This window comes from Paenibacillus senegalimassiliensis (assembly GCF_001486585.1).
GTDB lineage: Bacteria > Bacillota > Bacilli > Paenibacillales > Paenibacillaceae > Fontibacillus > Fontibacillus senegalimassiliensis.
Window position 1 is genome coordinate 409950 of sequence record NZ_LN909046.1, and the last position, 23031, is coordinate 432980.

Sequence of the window (23031 nt, forward strand, 5' to 3'; positions counted from 1 at the left end):
GCGTTTTTTCTTTTGATCTTTTTTTGAGATAATTAAGCAAAGGGGTGAAGTTGACCATGGTTTATTTCGACCACGCCGCCACGACGCCGCCGGATGAAGAAGTCATTCGTACAGTAGCAGAGGTGATGGCGCGTCATTATGGGAATCCTTCATCGCTGCACCGGCTGGGGGAAGACAGCGAGAAGCTGCTCAATAAAGCACGGGCAGTTTGTGCGGGGGCCCTTGGAGTAAAGGCACAAGAGCTGGTGTTTACCGGCGGGGCTACGGAAAGTAATAACCTGGCCATCAAGGGAGCCGCTTGGCAGTTTATGAATCGAGGCAAGCATTTGATTACTACCCGAACGGAGCATCCCTCGGTTCTGGAAAGCATGAAGCAGTTAGAAGCTATGGGCTGGGAAGTGACTTATTTACCGGTTAACCCTGAAGGGCAAGCTCTCCCCGAACAAGTTCGGGAGGCGCTGCGAGAAGACACGGTATTGGTGTCCGTCATGCATGTTAATAATGAAACGGGTACAATACAGCCCGTTGGAGATATCGGGCGGATGCTTAAGAGTTGTTCGCCAAGAGTGTTGTTTCATGTGGATGGGGTGCAGGGATTTGGCAAGTTGAAATTATCTATTCCAGGGAGTGGGATAGATTTGTATAGTCTCTCCGGGCATAAGCTTCGCGGACCCAAAGGTGTCGGGCTATTATATATCCGGGAAGGTCTGAAGCTTATGCCATTGATGGCGGGCGGAGGCCAAGAGGGGGGATTCCGCTCCGGTACGGAGAATGTCCCCTACATCGTAGCTTTTGCCAAGGCGCTTCGATTGGCAGTGGAAGGTCAGGAAGAGAGAGCGCAGAAGTATTACAAATTAAGAGACCGACTGCTGCGTGGGTTGGAGCAATTGCCACAACTAACTATCAATTCTTCGGAACAAGGAGCACCACATATTGTGAATTTCTCTTTTCCGGGTATGAAGGCAGAAGCTTTACTGCATATGCTGGAAGAGGAAGGGTTCTATGTATCCACCCGCTCGGCTTGTTCTTCTAAGCGAAGTGAACCAAGCCGGATTTTGTTGGAGATGGGGAAATCTAAAGAAGTGGCTTCGTCGGGCATACGCATCAGCCTGGGTGATGAACATAAGCAAGCGGATATTGATGCCTTGTTGGCCGTGCTGAGACAATCGGTTCAGCGGTTGCAGGTTTTACGATAGGAGAGAAATAAAATATGCTGGAATACGATATGCTACTGTTGCGTTTTGGGGAGATTGCGATTAAGGGACGCAACCGTTCCCGCTTTGAGAAGGTAGCTTACAACCATGTCAAGGCGTTGCTGCATTCTTATCCCCGAACAGAGATCATCAAGGAATACGGCCGGATTTATGTGGTGCTGAACGGAGAACCGATGCAGCCCATTGTTGAAGCTATGAAAAATGTGTTTGGTGTTTCTTCAATCTCCCCGGTGAAGGTAACTCCCTCCCGGCTGGACGATATTCTCCAAACGGCCGTGGTATTTATGCAACAATATAATGCTGCTCCAGACACGACCTTCAAAGTGAGCGCCCGCCGGGTATGGAAGCCATTCCCTCACTCGACGCAGGAGATGAATCGGTTGGTTAGCGGCCCCATTCTGAATGCTTGTCCTGCGCTTAAGGTGGACGTGCATCATCCTGAACTGAATTTGCGTGTGGAGATTCGTGAGCAAGGGACATATATGTACTGTGAAATCATTCCGGGAGCGGGGGGCTTCCCGCTAGGAACCAATGGCAAGGCCATGTTGCTTCTATCCGGAGGCATTGACAGTCCTGTAGCCGGGTGGTCTGCGCTGCGGCGTGGCTTGGAGATTGAGTGCATTCATTTCCATAGTTATCCATTTACCAGTAAAAAGGCTGAACAGAAGGTAATCGATTTGGCCGAAGTATTGGCCCGCTATGCCGGATCAGTCAAGCTGCACCTTGTGCCGTTCACGGACATTCAGACCTCGCTTGCACAAACGGGACAAGAGAGCTTAATCATCACCTTGATGCGAAGAGCGATGCTGCGAATTGCCAGTAGGTTGGCTGATCAGAACGGGGCGTTGGCCTTGGTCACCGGGGATAGCCTGGGGCAAGTTGCCAGCCAAACATTATCCAGTATGAATGCCATTGGACGTGCCACGGAATTGCCGTTGCTCCGTCCGTTGGTTATGACGGACAAGACAGATATTATTGCGATGGCTCAGCAAATCGGCACTTATGAGCTATCGATTTTGCCCTATGAGGATTGCTGCACTCTGTTTGTCCCGAAATCTCCTTCCACAAATCCTAACTTGCGTGTGCTGGAGAATACCGAGCAAACGCTGCCCGACTTGGAGCAAATGATTATCAAGGCGGTGGAGGATACGGAGACGTTAGTTATTCGTCCAGGGCGCAGCGTTGTACGCCGTGAACTCACCGAAGATAACGTGATTCAAGAGAATTGGTTCTAGGACAGTAAATAGATATAGAAAAACCCCGCGTGGAAACACATCATCGAGATGTAATCCCACGCGGGGTTTTGTCATTATTTCGGAGTTACCGCGGAATCGGATGGGCCTGGCTATGGGCTGCTTGTTGGCGCTTCTTAAGATATCCGGCTAACAGGACAGTCAAGACGACCACAGCAATGACCAGATAACGGAGGACCATATGGGCTTCGAAGAAATGAAGGAAATGCCGCTCCTCGGTAATCATCTTGGCAGCAGTGTAGGCAAGTACAGCCGCTCCAACGTAAGCGATCCAGGGGAACTTGTCCAGCAACTTAATGAATAAGGTGCTGCCCCAGACAACAATAGGTACGCTAATCAGAAGGCCGATGATAACGAGCACGGTGTGCTGCTGAGAGGCACCGGCTACGGCAATCACATTATCGAGTCCCATGGCAGCATCTGCCACGACGATAGTGCGAATGGCCGGCCATAATTTGTCTTTGGCTTCGATGTTGTCGTGGTTGCCATCATCCGCTAATACCTTGTAGGCGATATAAATGAGCATCAAACCGCCGATAGCCAGCAGCCAAGGTATCCCCAGCAGCCAGACGACGACAAGAGTTGCCGCGATTCTAAGGATAACAGCTCCGCCCGTTCCATACAGGATCGCTTTTTTCTGAACGGTATGGGGGAGTTTTCTCGCCGCCATTCCGATTACAATTGCATTGTCTCCCGCCAGGATAAGATCGATAAAAACGATGTTAATCAGCGAAAGGAAAAATGCGGCACTAAATAATTCCACTTTAGGTCACTTCCTCTGTAGATGTATATACGTATTTATTAATCAAAAGGGTTCATTTGTCCAGTGATCTTTTTTTGAAATTGGTATAGCTTGGTCTATTCCCTCATACAAGTTGTAGGGGAGGGATAGGCGTGGAACATATACTATTGTTATCCGAGATACTTATCATCAACTTAGTGCTAAGCGGCGACAATGCCGTTGTCATAGCGATGGCCAGCAAAAACCTGCCGTTAAAGCAAAGAAAGCAAGCGGTATGGTGGGGGGCCATGGGGGCGGTATTGCTGCGTTGTGTGTTGACATGGATTGCCATCATATTGTTGAAAATTCCATTCATTCATGCGGCTGGCGGGGTGTTGCTGGCCGCTATTGCCTTCAAATTATTGATGCCTCAAGAGGAACATTCCCGGGTGACGGGGGCAGATTCTTTGTGGAGAGCCATACGTACCATTTTGGCCGCCGATCTCATTATGAGCCTCGACAATGTACTTGCTGTAGCTGCAATAGCCAAGGGAGACTTGTCTATTCTGGTCATCGGGATTGCCATCAGTATTCCAATTGTAGTGTGGGGCAGTAATCTGCTTGCGGGATGGTTACAGCGCTTCCCGATCCTGACCTATGCCGGGGCGGGGATTCTTGGTTACACGGCTGGGGATATGCTGCTGCAAGATCCCCAGCTCGGGCCAATCATTGCGTCCCTTGCTCCCCGTCTGGACCAGGCGGTTCCTTCTATGCTCGCCGTGATCGTTATTATGGTCGGGTGGCTGAAGAAATATAATGCCGGACGTGGTTAGGATAGTGGTTTTTTGACTCAAATTCATATAGACTGGAAGTAAAGAGGGTGTCGCATTTTGCTGTGACTTGTCCCTCATTGTCTTCTGGAAGGTGTGTGGTGGATATGTCCGACAACAACAAGCTAATGACAGGCGTATTGATTCTGGCTGCCGGAGTTATTATCCTGCTCGGGAAATTAGGGGTGTTCAGCTTTCTTGGAAAAGCGTTATGGCCATTGCTGTTGCTAATTCCGGGCATTGTGTTGCATTTATGGTATTTTTGGCGAAAGGGACCCTCCGAGTTGCTGTTGCCTGGCGCCGTGCTAGTCGTTTATAGTGTGGTCTTCTTCATCGGGGTTATCGGTGGTTTTCAGACTTTGAAATTCACTTGGCCGCTCTTTGTGTTCGGAATTGCGGCGGGGTTATTCGAATATGATTACTTCTCGCCCCGGCGGCAAAAAGGCCTTCTGATAGCCTCGTTGATCCTGGGTGCACTATCGTTGATTCTGCTGGGATGGACATTGTTCTCCTTGCCTGTGATCTATTTGCTGGCAGCATTGCTGATCATTGGAGGGGTATGGCTGATTGCGGCTCGCGGAAATCGTAGAAGTTTTTGGTGATGGTTGCCAAGTTCTTGAATTATTCGAAATTTCGCGTATAATATAGGGGATGTGAAAGAGCGTCGGCATTTTCGTCGACGCTTTGTTTTGTGGTCATGTTGATACATTTTGTCAGTTGGTGTCAAATACAGATAGATGGAAAGGATTTGGAGATAAACCTATGCATGAAAGAAAACAAATTCGCAACATTGCGATTATTGCCCACGTTGACCATGGGAAAACAACCCTAGTTGACAAGCTGTTGCAACAGTCTGGTATTTTCCGGGACAATGAAGCGGTCCAGGAACGGGCTATGGATTCCAACGATATAGAGCGAGAGCGCGGGATCACGATTTTGGCCAAAAATACGGCGATTACTTACAAAGACTTTTTGATCAACATCGTGGATACCCCAGGGCATGCCGATTTCGGCGGCGAAGTGGAGCGAATTATGAAGATGGTTGACGGCGTGTTGCTGGTCGTTGACGCTTACGAAGGCTGTATGCCACAGACCAAGTTTGTGTTGCGCAAAGCCCTTGAGCAACATTTGACACCAATCGTCGTGGTTAACAAAATTGACCGCCCTGCCGCACGTCCTGCTGAAGTGATTGACGAAGTGCTGGACCTGTTCATTGAACTGGAAGCCAGTGATGATCAATTGGAGTTCCCAGTAGTGTATGCCTCCGGTCTGAACGGCACTTCAAGCTTGGTTCCAGAGCAGCAAGATGACAACATGCTGGCGTTGTATGAGACCATTATTGAACATATTCCAGCCCCAACAGAGAATGTGGAAGAGCCACTGCAGTTCCTGGTGACGCTGATGGATTATAATGAATATCTTGGCCGGGTGGCAATTGGACGCGTTAACCGTGGTGTGATTCGCCAAGGACAGGCTGTTGCCGTTATGACCCGAGATGGCGGGAAGAAATCAGCCCGGATCGAGAAGTTGTTTGGCTTCCAGGGCTTACGCCGCGTAGAAGTTGAAGAAGCGGGAGCCGGTGACATTGTGGCCATCGCAGGGATTAAGGATATTAACATTGGTGAAACCATTGCTGATCCGATTCAACCTGAAGCTTTGCCTGTATTAAAGATCGACGAGCCTACGCTCCAAATGACCTTCCTCGTAAACAACAGTCCGTTTGCTGGTCGCGAAGGCAAATGGGTAACCTCCCGGAAGCTCCGTGAACGCTTGTTCAAAGAGCTGGAAACAGACGTTTCCCTGCGCGTTGATGAAACGGACAGCCCCGATGCCTTTATCGTATCCGGTCGTGGTGAGCTTCACCTTGGTATCCTGATCGAGAATATGCGCCGTGAAGGCTATGAACTGCAAGTATCCAAACCAGAGGTTATTGTGAAGGAAATCGATGGCGCCAAGATGGAGCCGATTGAACGTCTTATGATTGATGTTCCTGAAGAGAGCATGGGCGCCGTGATGGAAAGCCTGGGTTCCCGCAAGGCCGAGATGGTTAATATGATCAATAGCGGCAATGGACAAGTTCGTCTGGAATTCCTGATTCCTGCCCGCGGTTTGATTGGATATGGCACCCACTTCCTCACTTTGACCCGTGGCTACGGTGTTATGAACCATGCCTTTGATAGCTATGGTCCGCTTGTTGGTGGCCAGGTTGGTGGACGTCATGAAGGAGTTCTTGTCTCAAATGATAATGGTGTATCTACACTATATGGTATTTTGTCCATTGAGGATCGTGGTATTCTATTCGTAGAACCGTCTACGGACATCTACGAAGGTATGATCGTTGGCGAGCATACCCGGGATAACGATATTGTCGTAAATATTTGTAAAGAAAAGCAATTGACGAATATTCGCTCGGCTACCAAGGACGATACGGTCAAGATGAAAACACCACGGTTGTTCTCGTTGGAACAAGCTCTGGAGTATCTGAACGATGATGAATATTGTGAGATTACGCCTAAATCCATTCGCTTGCGCAAGAAGATTCTTAACAAGAATGAACGTGAACGGGCTGAAAAACATCGCAAAATGTCCGAGTCCAATCTATAATAATTATATATTAAGTGCGAGTTCAAAAAGTCGGGTTTACAGGACCAAGAAGGTTGGATGAAGTCAGGGACTGAGTAGCGGAGCGTAGACAAATCTACGTGAGCAACTGAAATGTTTCTGCAAGAAACATACTACGGAAGCATATGCTAGGCCCGGCTGAATTCAAGATTCGATGTCGAATACTCTCCTAGAACAACACCGTCCTGGGAGGACGACTTTTTGAACATCCTCACGAAAAATTGATGCGCCATTTGAAGGAGGGGGATTGTCTTGCAGGCTTGGCTTGCGCAACATCCGGTGATTTCCTACGTGTTGATATTCTTGCTAGTGGTCTTTGTCTATAACAAAGTGTTCCGCGCGCAGCAGAAACTTCCGCTGTGGAAAGAGATCATCCTGTACCTTCTGATGGCGCTCGGTTCATTTATGCTGCTTATTTTCCAAATTGACAAGTTGCCGATTATTCAATGTCTGCTTGTTGCGGTTATTCTCATGCTAATGGTGCGCATTCGCTACTTTGTCGAGGGCCGCCGAAGCAAACAGGACAAATCGGATTCAACTTCCGGAAGTTAGAGTGTGACTAGCCCTGCGGTATACCCGGTAACTTTTCCGATGATAATCACGTCTTTATAAATGCGACATAATTTTAAAGAAAAAGGTGTTTGATTTCATGAGTTCTAACCATCAGGCTCTACCTCCCCGGGGCAAAGGGCAAAAAGTCCCTTCAAAAAAACCGGGAAGAAAAAGAAAGAAATCCGGCGGTTTTGCTCGTTTCTTAAAGTTTGTGCTGACGCTCATGATCATCGGAATAATCGGGGTTGGATTATATGCGGGCTATTTATTTTATACGGCTGATCAAGTGATAGATGCGACCGGTACGTCGGAGAACGTGGCGCCGGAGCAATCGGCTAAGGTCAAGCCCATTACAATGTTGCTGCTGGGTACAGATTATCGCCCGGAGACGGGGACACATCTCAGCGACGTCATGATGGTCATCTCGATGAATCCGGAGACCAAATCGGCAACGGTTGTTTCATTGCCGAGGGATACCAAGCTTGAACTTGACGGGTATAAGACGAACAAGATTAATGCGTTCTATCCGAATTTCCTGGCAGCCGAGAAGAAATCGGGGATTTCTGCGGAGCAGGAAATGAAGACGATGATGAGCAAATTTTTTGATATTTCAATTGATTATGTTACCGTGCTGAACTTTCAGGGCTTCCGCGATGTAGTGGACTCACTAGGCGGTGTGGATGTTAATGTTGATGCGGACATGTGCTATCGGGATCGCGCAGACGGTACAGATATCAACTTGAAGCAGGGGCCACAGCATTTGGACGGAGAAGATGCCCTCGGCTTTGTGCGCTATCGTAAGTCGAACTGCAAGCCGAAGACCAAGGGGTCCGATGACTTCGATCGCAACCGCCGTCAGAATGAGGTGCTTCATGGCTTGATTGATCAGGCTAAATCATTAAACGGCGTGATGGGAGCCGGTAAGGTGATTGAGTCGGTCGGCAAGAATATGGAGACTGATCTGGAATCGCAGCAAATGAAAAATATGATTCAGGCCTACTGGAGCATATCGAAGGAAAATGTTGACTTTATGCCGGTAACCGGTGAATGGAAGAGCCCTTATGTTTATTTGCATCAGAGTGAGCTGGAGGCGGCAAAGCAGGCTTTGAGCAATGAGCTTGCCGGGACGAAGACGGCAAACGTGGCGGATGATGGCGAAGGTGCAGAACCTCCGGCAGGCAACTGACGATTGAATGCAAGTTTTGCTCCGTGATATAATACAATTAACTTAACAGGACAGCTACACGTCTTCAGTTCAAACCATGAATGGCTATGTACAGGAGGGCTGGTCGTAATGTCTGAGATTGTTACTCAATTATCCGATTCACTTCTTGCCACTTTCCAGTCCGAAACATTTGTTTTGCTGAACACGATTGATCAGGAATCCGGTGGGCCTACATCCAGTGCCATATCCTGGATTTATGCAGCCGATCCTGCTACATTGCGTCTGGCATTGGATCACCGCTCCAGGCTGGTTGGCAATATTCAGGCTAACCCACGTGTGACAGTGACGGTGTTTGGCCAGGATACGATCTATGCTATTAATGGTCAGGCAAGGGTGGTTCAGGACCCGCTGGAGGGAGTATCCTTCCGGATGTGTTGCTTTGACATTCAAATTGACGCGGTGCGCAATGCGCTGTTCTACGGCGCGCAGTTGGTGTCTGCTCCAGAGTATTCTAAAACTTATGATCAGCGTGCTGCGGACATGCTGGATGCTCAAGTCTTTGCCGCAATGAAAAAAGCCTAGCGATCTGTTCGCTGGGCTTTTTTCCTGTTAAGGACAAACTAACGTTGATTTTTCGGGTTTTGTTGTTGTTTAATGCTTCCAGGGGTTTTAGGCAGTTGCTTTGGGTTTATACCTTCTGGTGGCTGGGTGTCGCTAGGCATCTGAGGTACAATCCGACCGATGATGTCTGCAAGTTCGGTGGCAAAGCCGGAGATTGGGTGACCTTCCCGAATTTTCTGCCCAATTTCTGCAATTCGTTGATTTAAATCAATGTCTGCTGTAACAATGGCGTTAGCACCGTGTTTATCTTTGCGCAGAGCTTCGGCTACCGTATATTTGATACTTCCGACACGAGCTCGTTCAAGCTTGCTGTCTACATCGATGCCAACGACGGCAGTCTTGCCCATGATGACACAATGTGCGCCTTGAACGCCAGGTACCTTGGTGACAAGCTCCTCTAAATAGATTTGTTTGTCTCGATCTGTCAAGTTCTCTTTGTCGGTCAAATTGTTGGTATTCATATCTGCACTTTGTGCCCGGGGGACATTCTCCGTTTGATCTCGTGGAGAGGGTGATGCCTTTTCAGTATTAGTACCGCAGCTCGTCAGCAGGGAAGCTAACAATAGCAAACACAGCCAAATTCGCATATTTCATCCGTCCTTTCGGAATTGAGCTCTTGGGATATTCGCAGGTTCTAACATTCAAGCTTAGATTACCCGGGACGGCAAAAATTATGTACGAATTCAAAGAGGCTGCAATGACCGCGGTGGAGGGGATAATGGTGAAAAAGATCTTTGTATTGGATACCAATGTTCTGCTGCATGATCCAAATGCTATATTCGCCTTTGAGGAGCATGAGGTGGTTATTCCGGCCGTTGTGCTGGAGGAAATCGATACCAAGAAACGTAATGCGGACGAAATTGGACGCAACGCCAGGGGCGTATCCCGTTTGCTGGATGGACTTCGTGAGACGGGTCATTTACATGATGGGGTCCCGCTCAAGGGAGGCGGACGAATCAAGGTTGAGATGAATCATCGTAGCTTCATCAAGGTTCAGGAAATGTTTGGGGAAGCCACGAATGATAACCGAATTCTTGCTGTGGCTCTGAATTATCATTTGGAGGAAGCCGAGCAACCTGAGCCACGTGCGGTAGTGCTGGTTAGCAAGGACGTCTTGGTTCGAATCAAAGCTGATGTTCTGGGGCTAACCGCCGAGGATTATTTGTCCGACCGTACCGTAGGACCAAGCGATATGTATGCAGGCTATTCAACCATTAAGGTGCATCCATCGGTCATTGATGAATTCTATACGTATCGTTCATTACCGATCAAGCCGATGGGTTTAAATTTCACCCTTTACCCTCATGAGTTTGTTATTTTGAAAGATGAAATGGGCAGTGGAAAATCTGCCTTGCTGAAGGTTAATGAAGATGCTACCAGGATGGAGCCGCTATATTTGAGTAATGAGCCAGTTTGGGGAATTAGCGCTCGTAATGCCCAACAGCGAATGGCTTTGGAGTTGCTGCTGAATGATGATATTCCCTTGGTTACCATAACCGGCAAGGCAGGAACAGGGAAAACATTATTAGCTTTGGCAGCCGGGCTTCTCAAGGTCGAGGATGAACACAAGTATAAGAAATTGTTGATTGCGCGGCCGGTTGTCCCGATGGGTAAGGATATCGGTTACCTCCCGGGGGAGAAAGAAGAGAAGTTGCGGCCATGGATGCAGCCGATCTATGATAACCTGGAATTTTTGTTCGATACCAAGAAATCCGGGGATATTGATAAGATTCTGATGGGACTGGGCAGTATTCAGGTTGAGGCGTTGACGTATATTCGCGGACGTTCGATCCCTGGACAGTTCATTATCGTGGATGAAGCACAGAACTTGTCACGTCACGAAGTGAAGACCATCGTATCGCGCGTTGGGGAAGGCAGTAAAATCATACTGATGGGCGATCCTGAGCAGATTGATCACCCTTATCTGGACTTCTCCAGTAATGGACTAACGAGTCTGGTAGACCGCTTCCGTGATCAGGGTCTCAGCGGGCATATTACCCTGGAGAAGGGCGAACGCTCCAAGCTGGCTCAACAAGCTGCCGATTTGCTGTAAGCTTTTACTTGATCGCACAATATATTATTCTCAATAACAAGAGCCTGGGAATTGGCAGCATTGCCTTTTGCCAGGCTCTATCTTTTTGAACCACCTCTATTAGTACGTGTTCAAAAAGTCGAATTTTCAGGACCGAGAAGGTTGGATGAAGCTAGGGACTGAGTAGCGGAGCGTACGTAGTGGGTACGTGAGCAACGGAAGGCCCGGGTGAATTCAAGATTCGATGTCGAGTTCACTCCTTGAACAACTTCGTTCTGGGAAGATGACTTTTTGAACCACCTCTATTAGGAGATGTAGCAATTATTTACGGGACAAGTCAAGCTTCGATTTGCTACAATGTGGAGTATCGGATAACAAATTGGCTCACGCTCCTACATTTGCGGAGAGGAAGAAACTGGTGTGAAGCGAAAAAACCATGGATTGCTGTTTGCTGTTTTGCTGCTCGCATTGATTAGCTTGTCTCCTAGTGAAGAAACCACATTGATTCGTTCCGAAGATCGTGGAGAGTCTCAGCCTGTTCACCCTCAAGAGCAGCAAATCCAGGAGGAGACGGGTCAAATTCGAGTAGCTGTACAGATGGACGATTCTGACTTCAGGCGACTTGACGAGATGAACCGCCAATTTATGGACACTTACTCCGTACAAGTCGAGCTGATAAACGTTCCTTCTACGGAGACCTATGAGGCTTACCAGCGGAGATTGATGAAGCTCGGCGAATCTCCTGATGTGCTGTTAATGAATAATACATCCATTCGCCGGTTTGCGGCGGATGGATATCTGCTGCCGACGGAAGGCTACTACGCGGGCTCCTTGTCGGGCGAGGTACTTGGCTTATCCTTACTTCCTAACGAATGGAATGGTTATGTATGGGGAGTACCACTAGATATAGATCCTTATGTGTTTGTGTACGACGTTGCTCAGTTAAAGCTATTCGGCTTGGAGCAAGTTCCGGCCTCGGAGGCGGAGTGGACAACACTACTCACAGCTTATCAGAAACAAAATCCTGACACGCCTCTCCTGGGTCTGGATTATCACGACCCCTATGCGGCTATAACTTTATTATGGCAGCTTGCAGGCGGAGCGGCTTCGGAATATACGACGTTTCCCTTTGTTGCGGAGGAGAAGGTACCATTGCTGGTGCAGCAGTTGGAACTGCTGCGGCCCGGCATGGTTGATCTGAACGGGGAGCAATCATTCGGAGCAGATGCCTGGCAGCCTTTATTAGCAGGGGAGTTGCCCATGATTCTGGCCCCAGCTTCAGAGATAGGTAAGCAAATGGTCGGCACGACTTCCGTCTCAATTTGGCTGCCTGATATCAAACCGAATATGAGAACAACGTGGATTTCCGGAAGGAGTTATGTAGTATCCTCGCAGACAGATCATCCCGAAGCCGCAGGGATGTGGATTTCCGAGATGACCGCTGCGTTAAATCAGCCTCGCTGGTATGAGGCTACAGGGCATCTTCCGGTGATAAAGACCATGTATTACGAAGCGGGTAATCCTATCATGCCAAACTGGGTTCCACCTGCCCTCGCTGCTGGTTCAGGCGGGGCTTTGCCTGCTGGACCTTTATTGCCAAGGCAAATGGAGCAACTGGCACAAGCCACATCCACTTATCTTCAGGCGGAGATCAACGCGAAGCAATATCGCGCTTCATTAATTCAAATTGGCAAATAGCTTAGCGTAGCCGCAATCATAATGATAATTTTAGCTTAACAATCAGAGTTCCCTTAGAGACGGCCACGGCAGTTGCCTCCACAAAGGGGACTATTTTTTTGGGATAAAAGCCCAAATCAAAATCATGCTCCAATTCCTGGCGCGTGGTATCGGGCAAGGCGAGCCCGTTGAACATTAAGCGATCAACATGGAAGGTGATGGAGTTAACCGGTTCCTGCTCTACCGTGTAATGGCCTTCGACCTTAAGTTCCAATCCCTCCTGACTGCCTTGAACAACAATTTTGTCTTGCTCAAATTGGAAATTTATATCTTGCAGAAGCTCGTTTTGACGATGTAGAAATTCATTAAGTTCTTGTTCTTGAATTACAAGCTGATATCCGCCCTTCTCAGAGATAAGACTGTTCTCATACTGAGAGAGGAAGCTGGGGAACTGTGACATCGCAGAGGCCAAGGCCTGGAAATATTTGCGTAGCTCAAGTAGTCCGGTATGCTCCCAGTAGGCGGTCAATTCTTCAATCATGGCTTGCAGCTTCTCGGGATCTGCACTAAGTGCTATTGATTCATCTACGTATTGTCGTAATGAGGCTACTCTGCTTCGCTGTTGTCTAAGCTCAATCTTTGATCGGTCCAATTCAAGCAGACGATTGTCTAGCTGCTGTTTGATGGTCGACAGTGAGGCATACTCGTTTTTGTAATCTTGCAGTACGATACGGTCACGCTCCAAAATGATGGCATAATAATCAATCATGGCAAAGAAATCTTTCAAGCTGCCGGCAGAGAGCAACGCACCTAAGAAGTTCTGCTGTTCTCCCATGTAATAAGCACGCAGTCTCGCTCCGGCTCGTTCACGACTGGTGTGGATTTGCTGATTTTTAGCCTCCAGACGCTCCTCTAATTTGGCAAGATCGATTTGCATTTGGTTTTGTTGTATTTCAATCCGGTTAATCTCCCGGTCAATTTCTTTGATCGATAAGCTTTGTTCAAGTACCTGTTGTTCCTGCGGGGAGAACGGTGCGGCCTGAAGGGTCGCGGAGAAAGGATAGGTAGCGAATAGGAATAGCAACAGAAACAAGGACAATCTGCGTTTTCTCAAAAGCGATCCTCTCCTGTTCATAGTTGTACTATATATATGTGGGCAGGCATCAAAAATAGCAACAGTTATGAAAAAAGACGTTCCGGTCTTAGACCGAAGCGTCTTCTTGAGTGTATAAATTTTAAATTACAGGGGTAAGCCCATCTTGAAAATTGTCCAGTAGCTAAAGCCAGTAAAAGCGACGATCATGTACCCCCAAAAGAGCAGGATGTAGGTTCTTTCCGTAAACTTAAGGTAACCGAAGAGAACGAAAAACGCCGTTTGCATGAAGAAAAGCAAAGCCATTTCTGTCAGATCACCCGCAAACGCCATCAGTCCAATGATCAGGGTGAAGAAACCAAGAACACGGAACATGCGTGCCACGAATAAATCCCCCTTTCTTATGTATCACGACAACCTATTTTCCCCTAATTATAACCTTTAGGCTGGGAAGTGTAAACGAAAAGTCAACATTATGACAAATAAATATATTGCAATTGTGATTTATTTAATGTCTCTTATTGTTTGGTTGAACTAAAGAAATTTATTTCGATCTGTGTCATGTATGGACAACCTTGATTTTGGAAATACATTTTAGTATCAAATAGATTCTATGAACTCTATGAGAGGCATAGAAATGAAGTAAGAAGCATTTTATCCATACGCTCACCAAATGCTGGTGAGAAGACGGTCAGATTAGGATGTCGTTAGGAGGTTTTTATAGCATGACAGCGGTGAGACAAGATGCATGGAGTACAGAAGATGATTTGATTTTGGCCGAGGTGACGCTTCGGCATATTCGCGAGGGCAGCACACAGTTAACTGCCTTTGAAGAAGTCGGGGAGCGTATTGGTCGAACGGCTGCCGCTTGCGGATTCCGTTGGAACAGTTGTGTCCGCAAGAAATACGAGGCGGCCATTGGTATTGCCAAGGCTCAGAGACAAAAACGTAATTATTTAAAGAAGCAGGCTCCATTATCGGTAAGTTCCGGTATTGCGTCCTTGACCTCGGTAGAGGTGGATGATGGGGGGTACCGGAGTGATGTCGTCACGGAAGAGACGATTTCCATTGATGCGGTTATTCGTTTCCTGCGTGGATGGAAGAATACGGTTCAGGATACGAACCGCCATGTGAAGTTGCTTGAGAAGGAGCTGCAGGAGAAAGACGAGGAACTTGCCGTACTTCGCGAAGAGAATGACCGCTTGTCAGCCCAGGTCAATGAGGTTCAGACCGATTATCGGGTAGTCAACGATGATTACAAGGCGTTGATTCAAATTATGGATCGCGCCAGACGACTCGCTTTCTTAAATGAAGAGGAAGATGAAAGTAAGTCAAGGTTCAAGATGGATGCTAACGGCAATTTAGAACGTATTGAATAAGAATAAGTGAGTAAGCGAAAATCCGCCGATAAGGCGGCTTTTTTGCGTGCAGAGGGGCAGGTCTGTTATAAACATTAATAGGAAGTATTGACCAGAGAAAGTTGATTGAAAGGGCGGTACTAAGTATGGGGATAGACATTGTTGGGGCGGGAGCCCTGGGTTTATTGTTTGGCAGTAAGCTGGTACTGGCGGGGGAGAAGGTAAGATTCTGGACAAGAACCAAAGAGCAGTCTCTTCTCTTGAAGAAAGAGGGAATCCGGTTGATTGAGGCGGACGGTAAGCAGCAGATGATTCGGGGAGAAGAATTTGAGGCTGTTTGTCTGAATGAGCTCACGGAAGGGACATTGCCGTTAATTGAAGTGGAGTGGCTATTGCTTACTCTTAAACAAAAGGATATAGATGAGAGTTTATTGTACAAGCTCAAAAAAATAATTCAGGCTAGCACCAGGTGGGTATGCTTCCAAAATGGAATGGGGCATATGGAGAAAATCAGGAAAGTGCTGCCTGATAGCATCTTGCTTGCTGCAATTACGACCGAGGGAGCAAAGCGGACGGATGGGGGAAGTGTAACGCGTTCGGGTCATGGAGAGACGAAAATCGGTGGTATTAACGATGCTATGTCCACCCATCTTGCGGAAGAGGCGGCAGTAAGTATGCTTCAAAAAGCGGGGGTTCTTACAGTTATAGCGGAAAATATCAGCAAGGAGATCTACTGGAAGTTATTAATTAATTCTGCAATCAACCCGCTTACCGCCTTATGGAGAATATCAAATGGTCAGTTGTTGGCTACAGAAGAACGCCTGTCCATACTTCGGCAATTATGCCGTGAGGGGGAGCAGATCTGTGCTGCTTATGGAATTAACCTAGGTACAGAGTTGTATGAGCAAGTTGTCGCTGTATGCCAAGCAACTTCTTCGAACACGTCGTCTATGCTGGGGGATGTGCTGGAAGGGAACCCTACGGAGATTGATTATATCAATGGACGATTGGTTGAGATGGCTCGTGCTAAAGGAATTGTTGCACCGGGTCATGAGATGGTATGGAGACTGGTTCGTGCTTTCGAGGATAAATGACACTAAAATGGTTATTCATGGATGATGATAGATTTTATTATATATTAATGAAGTAAAGTTATAAAATACCATATGATTATTAAAATTTATTTCCTCTAAGATGGAAAAAAACTCGGTTATTCCACTAAGAACAGCAGGATTTCCCGGCCTTTTGTCGAAAAATACCTATACCGTATAATTTGTCGTCAGGTGAATTTATATTTATAACCTAACATGCATATAAAAATCAAGTCGTTCACTTATCAGGTTAGGTTTTTCTTAACGCTTATAATCTATTGAAGGAGGTGTGGCATTGAAAGCTTTAGTCTCTTCCTTTATTGTGTTGGCCATCGTCCCATTCGTTCCATTTTTCCTAGTTTACTTCATTCATCTCTTTCTCCGGCATGATAAGAAAGCGGCGCTTAAGCTGGCTATGGATGTCACCACGCTATTTTTGATCTTTTCGGTATCGGCTTTGTTCAACAATGTATTTCATTCGACCTTCGGTTTTTATCTTATTTTGATCATATTATTGATTATGGGTGGGTTGATTGGCGGGATGCAGACGCGTGTGAAGGGAAAAGCCGATGTACGGAAATTGCTGCGCGTTGTATGGCGATTAGCGTTTGCAGGAACGGGCATTGCCTATATTTTATTGTTCCTGATTAGCATGATTACATATATTTCTTCAATTTAGGTTAAGCTAAATAAAGCGAAATGACGAATAAATCAGTGACATACGGGGTTAATTGTTAAGAAAAACAATTGTCAATATTGTATATTGGACTATTTTGTTAAGGAAAACCGCTAATTTTGTCAAATGAAATGTAAAATCTTAAAATTTGTGTTGGATTTTTTTGACCGCTGGTTGTATAATCTAAAAACATATACCACAACATTTTAAGGGGGATATTGCTAGATGAAGAAGAATAAAAGTCTATTGCTTCTTCTGACGCTCGTTCTTGCAGTCGGTACTTTACTTGCCGCTTGCGGTTCGAATGGCGGAAACAATGGTGCTGCTAATGGTGGCGCAGCAAACGGAGGAAACAACACAGCTACCGATAGCGGTAACAGTGGTGAAGAGAAATTGGCTGCCGACCAAACACTTAGAATTAACATGAGTGCTGAACCGCCAACTTTCGACCCTGGCCAAGCTCAAGATAGCCAAGCTAACACGGTCCTGAACTTGATGTATGATGGCTTGACTCGTATGGATGAGTCCGGTCAATCCCTTCCAGGGGCTGCTGAAAGCTGGGAGATTGATGGTGCCAAATACACCTTCCATCTTCGTCAAGACGGAGTATGGAGCAACGGCGATCCTGTAACGGCAAATGACTTTGTATTTGCTTGGGAACGTGTGCTTAACCCGAACACAACTCCAGCACCTCCATATTCGTACCAATTGTACTACATCAAAAATGCAGAACAATATAATGGAGGAGAAATTACTGATTTCAGTCAAGTTGGTGTAAAAGCAGTTGATGATTACACGCTTGAAGTGGAATTGGTTACGCCTACTCCTTATTTCTTGGGTCTGACTTCTTTCTATACTTTCTTCCCGGTTCATCAATCTGTTAAGGATGATGAGAAATGGGCCGTTGATCAAAGCAAAATGATCGTAAACGGTGAATTTACCCTGACAAGCTGGATTAAAGGTCAAACAATTGAATTGACTAAAAGTGAAAGCTATTGGGATAAAGACAACATTAAATTGAACAAAATTAATATGTCTATCGTTAACAGTAGTGCTACTGAGTTGGCAAGTTACCAAAACGGCGAATTGGATCGTGCCGGTCATCCTAACGGCGAAATTCCAACCGACCAAATTCCGATTCTAAAAGATCAATTGAAAGATGAATTGCAAATCAAAGGGACTGCAAGTACGTATTACTATGAGTTTAACGTAACTGCTGCACCATTTGACAATGCAAAAATTCGTAAAGCTTTCTCTATGGCAATCGATCGTCAATTGATTGTAGATAAAGTAACCCTTGGTGGTCAAATTCCTGCCTTTGGTTTCGTACCTCCAGGTATCAAAGGGTTGAACGATGAATTCCGCACAGAAAGCAAAGATAGTGAACTGTTTGGAGAAAATGTAGAGGAAGCCAAAAAGCTGCTTGAAGAAGGTATGCAAGAAGAAGGCTACACTACATTGCCTGCAATCACTTTGATCTACAACTCCAGTGAAGCACATAAGAAAATTGCCTTGGCAATTACAGATATGTGGAAAAACAACCTTGGGGTTGATGTGAAAACTGAAAACCAAGAATGGGCTGTATTCCTTGAAAATCGTCAAAGCGGTAACTACCAAGTTGCACGTGCAGGTTGGGTAGCTGACTACAATGATCCAATGACTTTCTTGGATATGTGGGTAACTGACGGTGGTAACAATGATGCATTCTTCTCGAATGCAGAATATGACAAGCTGATCCAAGAAGCTAAGACTTCTGAAGATCTGGCGAAACGTCAAGAAAACTTCGTGAAAGCAGAACAAATTCTGATTCGCGATGAGCAGGTCTTGATGCCTGTTTACTACTACACTAGTGTTTCCGCAACTAAACCGAACCTAAAAGGTGCAGTACTTGATTACAGTGGTGCAATCGATTACTCTCGTGCTTACTTGACGGAAAAATAATTAATGACATTGGTGTTAAATTAAATAGAGATGTCGGGATATATATGTGGGTATTCCATATATATCCCGTTTTTTTTGTGTGTGGTCTTCTTCCAAGCTTTTTGTCCTTATACAAATATATGGATTAGACAAAGTGAGCATTTTCACCTAAAATCGATTTGTGTCGAAATTTTTTGTTAAGGAGGTGTGGGCGGGCGTGGTACGTTATATAGCCAATAAGTTTTTTTTCATGTTGGTCTCGCTATTTATTTTGATTTCAGCTACTTTCTTCCTGATGAAAGCCATTCCGGGCGATCCTTTTACGTCAGAGAAAAAAGTCCCAGCTGCAATTCAGGAACGTCTGTATGAACAATACGGATTAGACAAGCCCGTTTACCAACAATATTTTAAGTATCTAGGTGATGTTGTACAGGGCGATTTAGGAATCTCGATGAAGCTTATTAATCAGGATGTATCCGATATTATAAGTCAGACCTTCTCTGCTTCACTGAAGCTTGGGTCGGTAGCGATTGTTGTAGCGATCGTGGTTGGTGTCCTGCTGGGGATGTTGGCAGCATTATATCATCGCAAGCTGATTGATAATATTGCAATGGTGGTTGCTGTACTCGGGATTGCAGTACCAAGCTTTGTTATCGCATCTCTGCTGCAATATGTATTTGCGTCCAAACTACACTGGTTGCCAACAATGGGCTTTAAGGGACCCTTGTACTATGTCTTGCCTGTGGCGGCTTTGACGGCTCAGCCGATTGCGTTTATCGCACGTCTTACCCGCTCAAGCATGCTGGAAGTGTTACATGCGGATTATATCAAGACAGCTAAAGCCAAAGGACTTGGCTGGATGGCTATCTTGTCCCGCCATGTTATTCGAAACGGGATTATGCCAGTGATTACCTATGTTGGACCGATGACTGCCAATATCGTAACGGGTTCAGTTGTTATTGAACAAATTTTCGGTATCGGTGGGATTGGTAAACAATTTGTACAAGCTATCGGTGGGCGTGATTATCCTGTAATTATGGGGATAACAATCTTCTACGGTATTCTGCTGATGCTTGCCCGATTTATCACTGATATTGCTTATGTGTTTGTAGATCCGCGGATTAAGCTTACAAAAGGGAAGGAGGGCTAACGGAGTATGGATACTAACCCGATTAAAGTGATGCCTTCTCCTGCCGACCTTAGACCTGAGGATTTCCGCAAGATCGGAACAGACGAGAAGGAAGCGGAGGTCATTCAACGCGAGAGTATCTCGGCGTGGCGTGATGCCTGGCAACGATTGCGTGAAAACAAATTGGCCATGACCGCATTGTTGATACTGATAGTAATTACAATTACAGCATGGGTTGCTCCGTGGCTGGTTGGTAAAATTTACGGTTACAATTATTATACGAATGATCTGTTGAATACAAATGCACCTCCTTCTTTTTCTTCCACTCACTGGTTTGGAACAGATGATCTTGGACGTGATATGTTTATCCGTACCTGGACAGGGGCGCAGATTTCCTTAATCGTTGGTTTGGCTGCTGCTTGTATCGACCTTCTGATCGGCGTAATATATGGTGGGATTATGGGCTATTTTGGTGGACGTGTGGATGAAATTATGAACAAGTTCTCCGAAATTCTGTATTCCATTCCTTATCTGCTCGTTACGATCTTGTTGCTGGTTGTGCTGGAGCCAAGCCTTGGAACGATCATACTGGCCTTGACCATTACAGGCTGGATCAATATGTCATGGATTGTTCGTGGTGAAATTATGCAACTCAAAAACCGTGAATTCGTATTGGCCTCCCGTTCGATGGGTGCTGGCTCGGGACGTTTGTTGTTCCGTCACTTGCTGCCGAATGCGGTTGGTCCGATCATCGTTACGGTGACTTTGTCCGTACCTAATGCAATTTTTGCCGAAGCCTTCTTAAGCTTCCTTGGCCTTGGTGTGCAAGCCCCAGTTGCTTCCCTTGGATCGATGATTAATGATGCATTGACCGGCTGGTTGTACTATCCTTGGCGGATGCTGTTCCCGGCAATCTTAATCAGTTTGATCATGCTTGCATTTAACATCTTCGGCGACGGTCTTCGTGACGCGCTTGATCCAAAATTGAAAAAATAGGGGGTGGAAAGATTGGAGCCGATTTTACAAATCAAAGATTTGCATGTTTCCTTCCAAGTGAACGGTGGAGAAGTTAAGGCTGTTCGCGGGATGAACTTTGAAGTGGGGAAAGGCGAAACGGTTGCGATCGTCGGCGAATCCGGCAGTGGCAAGAGTGTCACGGCCCAAACGATCATGCGCTTGATTCCGTCCCCTCCATCTATCATTAAGCAAGGTGAAATTATTTTTCAAGGGCAAAACCTGTTGAAAACAAGCGACAAGCATATGGAATCAATCCGCGGTAAAGATATTGGCATGATATTTCAGGACCCGATGACTTCCCTCAATCCTACGATTAAGGTAGGCCGACAAATTACTGAAGTATTAATCAAACATCAGAATATGTCAGCGGCCGAAGCCAAAAAACAAGCTGTTGAAATGCTCAAGCTTGTTGGCATCAAAAATGCAGAGGCTCGCTTTAACCAATATCCTCACGAATTTTCCGGGGGCATGCGTCAACGTGTCATGATTGCGATTGCCCTCGCTTGCCGTCCTGCGCTGTTAATTGCGGACGAACCTACAACAGCGCTTGACGTAACGATTCAGGCACAAATTATGGACGTTATGAAGGATATGCAGGCCCGTCTGGGTACTTCTATTATCCTAATTACCCATGATCTCGGTGTAGTTGCCGGGATGTGCGACCGCGTCATCGTCATGTATGCCGGTGAAGTGGTAGAGACCGGAACCAAATGGGAGATCTTCAAAAATCCGCAGCATCCATATACCAAGGGATTGTTGCGCTCCATGCCGCGTCTGGACCAGAAGAAGGGGGAACCGTTGATTCCGATTATCGGTACGCCGCCTGACTTGATCAAGCCGCCAATTGGTTGTCCTTTTGCCGCCCGTTGTGATCATGCGATGACGATTTGCGAACGTATTGATCCAGAAGCCACTGTGTTTAGCGATTCGCACCTGGCCCGCTGCTGGGATCTGCATCCGATGGCTAAGGAGGTACAATCGTCATGAGTAATGGAAAAACCCTAATCGAGGTTGAAGGTTTAAAGAAATATTTTAATGTCGGCGGCGGCAATGTGTTGAAGGCCGTTAATGATATCAACTTCTCCATCGCCGAAGGTGAGACATTAGGTTTGGTAGGCGAATCCGGCTGTGGTAAATCCACTGCTGGTCGTACGATTCTTCGCCTCTATGAGCCAACGGCCGGGAGTGTTCGGTTTAATGGTGTCGACATCAATAAGCTGTCGCCCGGTAAAATGAAGGCTATGCGTCGGGATATGCAAATTATCTTCCAGGACCCTTATGCTTCACTTAATCCACGGTTTACCGTCACGGATATCATTGGTGAAGCCCTGGATATCCATAAGATGGCAGGCTCCCGTGCTGAGCGTAAGAAACGCGTAGAGGAACTGCTTGACCTGGTCGGCTTGAATCCTGACCATGCTACCCGTTATCCACATGAATTCTCCGGGGGCCAACGCCAACGGATCGGGATTGCTCGTGCACTTGCGGTAAATCCTAAATTCATCATCTGTGATGAACCAATCTCGGCGCTGGATGTATCCATTCAGGCGCAGGTAGTTAACTTGCTTGAGGACTTGCAGGATCGCCTGGGATTGACTTATTTGTTTATCGCCCATGACTTGTCCATGGTTAAGCATATCAGTGACCGCGTTGCGGTGATGTATATGGGACGAATCGTGGAACTGGCCGAAAGTGAAGAACTCTACGCCAATCCGACGCATCCTTATACAAAAACACTCTTGTCCGCTATTCCGATTCCCGATCCGGAAGTGGAGGCTAACAAGAAACGGATTCACTTGGAGGATACAGCGAGTGGACCGATTAGTTCCAAAGATGGCGATGCTGGTAACGGATTGTTTGATCTGGACAATTCCGAGCTTGTCGAAGTGTCCAAAGGTCATTTCGTATCCATGCCGAAAAAAGGTTAATCTAATATAGAAGCAAACTCCTGCAGCATAATTTGATGCTGCGGGAGTTTTTTTGTCCAAGGTTACAAAAAGTTAGAAGTTCTTTGACGGAGCAGCCGGACATCCGGTACAATCAAGAAAGGTTTGATGGAG

The 23031-nt window shown here is 46.5% G+C and carries 22 protein-coding genes; 18 read left to right on the forward strand and 4 right to left on the reverse strand.

Annotated features, from left to right (window positions below; translation table 11 throughout):
- Nucleotides 1-56 precede the first annotated feature (56 nt).
- Both BN3279_RS15860 and thiI read left to right on the forward strand, forming a co-directional pair.
- Nucleotides 57-1196, forward strand: a complete 1140-nt coding sequence (locus tag BN3279_RS15860; protein WP_059052150.1) for a cysteine desulfurase family protein — start codon at nt 57-59, stop codon at nt 1194-1196.
- A 17-nt stretch (nt 1197-1213) separates the two neighbouring features.
- Nucleotides 1214-2449, forward strand: coding sequence for a tRNA uracil 4-sulfurtransferase ThiI (gene thiI, locus BN3279_RS15865; protein ID WP_059054465.1), 1236 nt, complete (start codon nt 1214-1216; stop codon nt 2447-2449).
- Between the two features lie 85 nt (nt 2450-2534).
- On the opposite strand, the gene BN3279_RS15870 is transcribed toward thiI, so the two are convergent.
- On the reverse strand, nt 2535-3230 hold the full coding sequence (locus BN3279_RS15870) for a TerC family protein (RefSeq protein WP_059052151.1): 696 nt from the start codon (nt 3228-3230) through the stop codon (nt 2535-2537).
- Nucleotides 3231-3361: 131 nt separating this feature from the next.
- Between BN3279_RS15870 and BN3279_RS15875 the strand changes: the two genes are divergently transcribed.
- From BN3279_RS15875 to BN3279_RS15900, 6 genes are all read left to right on the forward strand, one after another.
- Nucleotides 3362-4021: a TerC family protein gene (locus tag BN3279_RS15875; protein ID WP_059052152.1), complete on the forward strand. Its 660-nt coding sequence runs from the start codon at nt 3362-3364 to the stop codon at nt 4019-4021.
- A 104-nt stretch (nt 4022-4125) separates the two neighbouring features.
- On the forward strand, nt 4126-4620 hold the full coding sequence (locus BN3279_RS15880; protein WP_059052153.1) for a hypothetical protein: 495 nt from the start codon (nt 4126-4128) through the stop codon (nt 4618-4620).
- Between the two features lie 160 nt (nt 4621-4780).
- The gene (gene typA / locus BN3279_RS15885; protein WP_059052154.1) at nt 4781-6622 is read left to right on the forward strand and encodes a translational GTPase TypA; all 1842 of its coding nucleotides are present in this window, start codon (nt 4781-4783) and stop codon (nt 6620-6622) included.
- Between the two features lie 270 nt (nt 6623-6892).
- Nucleotides 6893-7192 (forward strand): YlaH-like family protein, encoded by a 300-nt coding sequence (locus BN3279_RS15890; RefSeq protein ID WP_059052155.1) that lies wholly within the window; start codon nt 6893-6895, stop codon nt 7190-7192.
- A gap of 97 nt (nt 7193-7289) precedes the next feature.
- Complete coding sequence (locus tag BN3279_RS15895; RefSeq protein ID WP_059052156.1) at nt 7290-8378, forward strand: LCP family protein; 1089 nt, start codon at nt 7290-7292, stop codon at nt 8376-8378.
- A 108-nt stretch (nt 8379-8486) separates the two neighbouring features.
- Nucleotides 8487-8939, forward strand: coding sequence for a pyridoxamine 5'-phosphate oxidase family protein (locus tag BN3279_RS15900; protein WP_059052157.1), 453 nt, complete (start codon nt 8487-8489; stop codon nt 8937-8939).
- 38 nt (nt 8940-8977) lie between these two features.
- Here the strand turns inward: BN3279_RS15900 and BN3279_RS15905 are convergent, their stop codons facing one another.
- Entirely contained in the window at nt 8978-9565 is a 588-nt protein-coding gene (locus BN3279_RS15905) for a YhcN/YlaJ family sporulation lipoprotein (RefSeq protein WP_059052158.1), read from the reverse strand.
- 134 nt (nt 9566-9699) lie between these two features.
- Between BN3279_RS15905 and BN3279_RS15910 the strand changes: the two genes are divergently transcribed.
- Complete coding sequence (locus BN3279_RS15910) at nt 9700-11031, forward strand: PhoH family protein (protein ID WP_059054467.1); 1332 nt, start codon at nt 9700-9702, stop codon at nt 11029-11031.
- Between the two features lie 399 nt (nt 11032-11430).
- On the forward strand, nt 11431-12708 hold the full coding sequence (locus BN3279_RS15915; protein ID WP_059052159.1) for an ABC transporter substrate-binding protein: 1278 nt from the start codon (nt 11431-11433) through the stop codon (nt 12706-12708).
- A gap of 16 nt (nt 12709-12724) precedes the next feature.
- On the opposite strand, the gene BN3279_RS15920 is transcribed toward BN3279_RS15915, so the two are convergent.
- On the reverse strand, nt 12725-13801 hold the full coding sequence (locus BN3279_RS15920; protein ID WP_082673104.1) for a coiled-coil domain-containing protein: 1077 nt from the start codon (nt 13799-13801) through the stop codon (nt 12725-12727).
- A gap of 126 nt (nt 13802-13927) precedes the next feature.
- Nucleotides 13928-14164: a DUF2626 family protein gene (locus BN3279_RS15925; RefSeq protein ID WP_059052161.1), complete on the reverse strand. Its 237-nt coding sequence runs from the start codon at nt 14162-14164 to the stop codon at nt 13928-13930.
- Between the two features lie 341 nt (nt 14165-14505).
- On the opposite strand from BN3279_RS15925, the gene BN3279_RS15930 reads away from it, so the two are divergent.
- From BN3279_RS15930 to BN3279_RS15965, 8 genes are all read left to right on the forward strand, one after another.
- Nucleotides 14506-15159 (forward strand): RsfA family transcriptional regulator, encoded by a 654-nt coding sequence (locus BN3279_RS15930; protein WP_059052162.1) that lies wholly within the window; start codon nt 14506-14508, stop codon nt 15157-15159.
- Between the two features lie 125 nt (nt 15160-15284).
- Entirely contained in the window at nt 15285-16232 is a 948-nt protein-coding gene (locus BN3279_RS15935) for a ketopantoate reductase family protein (protein ID WP_059052163.1), read from the forward strand.
- Nucleotides 16233-16524: 292 nt separating this feature from the next.
- Nucleotides 16525-16908 carry a DUF3397 domain-containing protein gene (locus tag BN3279_RS15940; RefSeq protein WP_059052164.1) on the forward strand — a complete coding sequence of 128 codons (384 nt, stop codon included), beginning with the start codon at nt 16525-16527 and terminating at the stop codon, nt 16906-16908.
- A 222-nt stretch (nt 16909-17130) separates the two neighbouring features.
- The gene (locus tag BN3279_RS15945; RefSeq protein WP_059052165.1) at nt 17131-18846 is read left to right on the forward strand and encodes a peptide ABC transporter substrate-binding protein; all 1716 of its coding nucleotides are present in this window, start codon (nt 17131-17133) and stop codon (nt 18844-18846) included.
- A gap of 196 nt (nt 18847-19042) precedes the next feature.
- Nucleotides 19043-19975, forward strand: coding sequence for an ABC transporter permease (locus BN3279_RS15950; protein ID WP_059052166.1), 933 nt, complete (start codon nt 19043-19045; stop codon nt 19973-19975).
- Nucleotides 19976-19981: 6 nt separating this feature from the next.
- Nucleotides 19982-20950 (forward strand): ABC transporter permease, encoded by a 969-nt coding sequence (locus tag BN3279_RS15955; RefSeq protein ID WP_059052167.1) that lies wholly within the window; start codon nt 19982-19984, stop codon nt 20948-20950.
- 12 nt (nt 20951-20962) lie between these two features.
- Nucleotides 20963-21958 (forward strand): ABC transporter ATP-binding protein, encoded by a 996-nt coding sequence (locus BN3279_RS15960; RefSeq protein WP_059052168.1) that lies wholly within the window; start codon nt 20963-20965, stop codon nt 21956-21958.
- Nucleotides 21955-22899 (forward strand): ABC transporter ATP-binding protein, encoded by a 945-nt coding sequence (locus tag BN3279_RS15965; protein ID WP_059052169.1) that lies wholly within the window; start codon nt 21955-21957, stop codon nt 22897-22899. The genes BN3279_RS15960 and BN3279_RS15965 overlap by 4 nt, the downstream gene beginning before the upstream one ends.
- The last annotated feature ends 132 nt before the right edge of the window (nt 22900-23031 follow it).

Bases quoted from the DNA above. Each gene is read 5' to 3' on its own strand.
- BN3279_RS15860 (WP_059052150.1), top strand. From the start codon at position 57: ATGGTTTATTTCGACCACGCCGCCACGACGCCGCCGGATGAAGAAGTC.
- BN3279_RS15880 (WP_059052153.1), top strand. From the start codon at position 4,126: ATGTCCGACAACAACAAGCTAATGACAGGCGTATTGATTCTGGCTGCC.
- typA (WP_059052154.1), top strand. From the start codon at position 4,781: ATGCATGAAAGAAAACAAATTCGCAACATTGCGATTATTGCCCACGTT.
- BN3279_RS15895 (WP_059052156.1), top strand. From the start codon at position 7,290: ATGAGTTCTAACCATCAGGCTCTACCTCCCCGGGGCAAAGGGCAAAAA.
- BN3279_RS15900 (WP_059052157.1), top strand. From the start codon at position 8,487: ATGTCTGAGATTGTTACTCAATTATCCGATTCACTTCTTGCCACTTTC.
- BN3279_RS15905 (WP_059052158.1), bottom strand. From the start codon at position 9,565: ATGCGAATTTGGCTGTGTTTGCTATTGTTAGCTTCCCTGCTGACGAGC.
- BN3279_RS15930 (WP_059052162.1), top strand. From the start codon at position 14,506: ATGACAGCGGTGAGACAAGATGCATGGAGTACAGAAGATGATTTGATT.
- BN3279_RS15935 (WP_059052163.1), top strand. From the start codon at position 15,285: ATGGGGATAGACATTGTTGGGGCGGGAGCCCTGGGTTTATTGTTTGGC.
- BN3279_RS15945 (WP_059052165.1), top strand. From the start codon at position 17,131: ATGAAGAAGAATAAAAGTCTATTGCTTCTTCTGACGCTCGTTCTTGCA.
- BN3279_RS15955 (WP_059052167.1), top strand. From the start codon at position 19,982: ATGGATACTAACCCGATTAAAGTGATGCCTTCTCCTGCCGACCTTAGA.
- BN3279_RS15965 (WP_059052169.1), top strand. From the start codon at position 21,955: ATGAGTAATGGAAAAACCCTAATCGAGGTTGAAGGTTTAAAGAAATAT.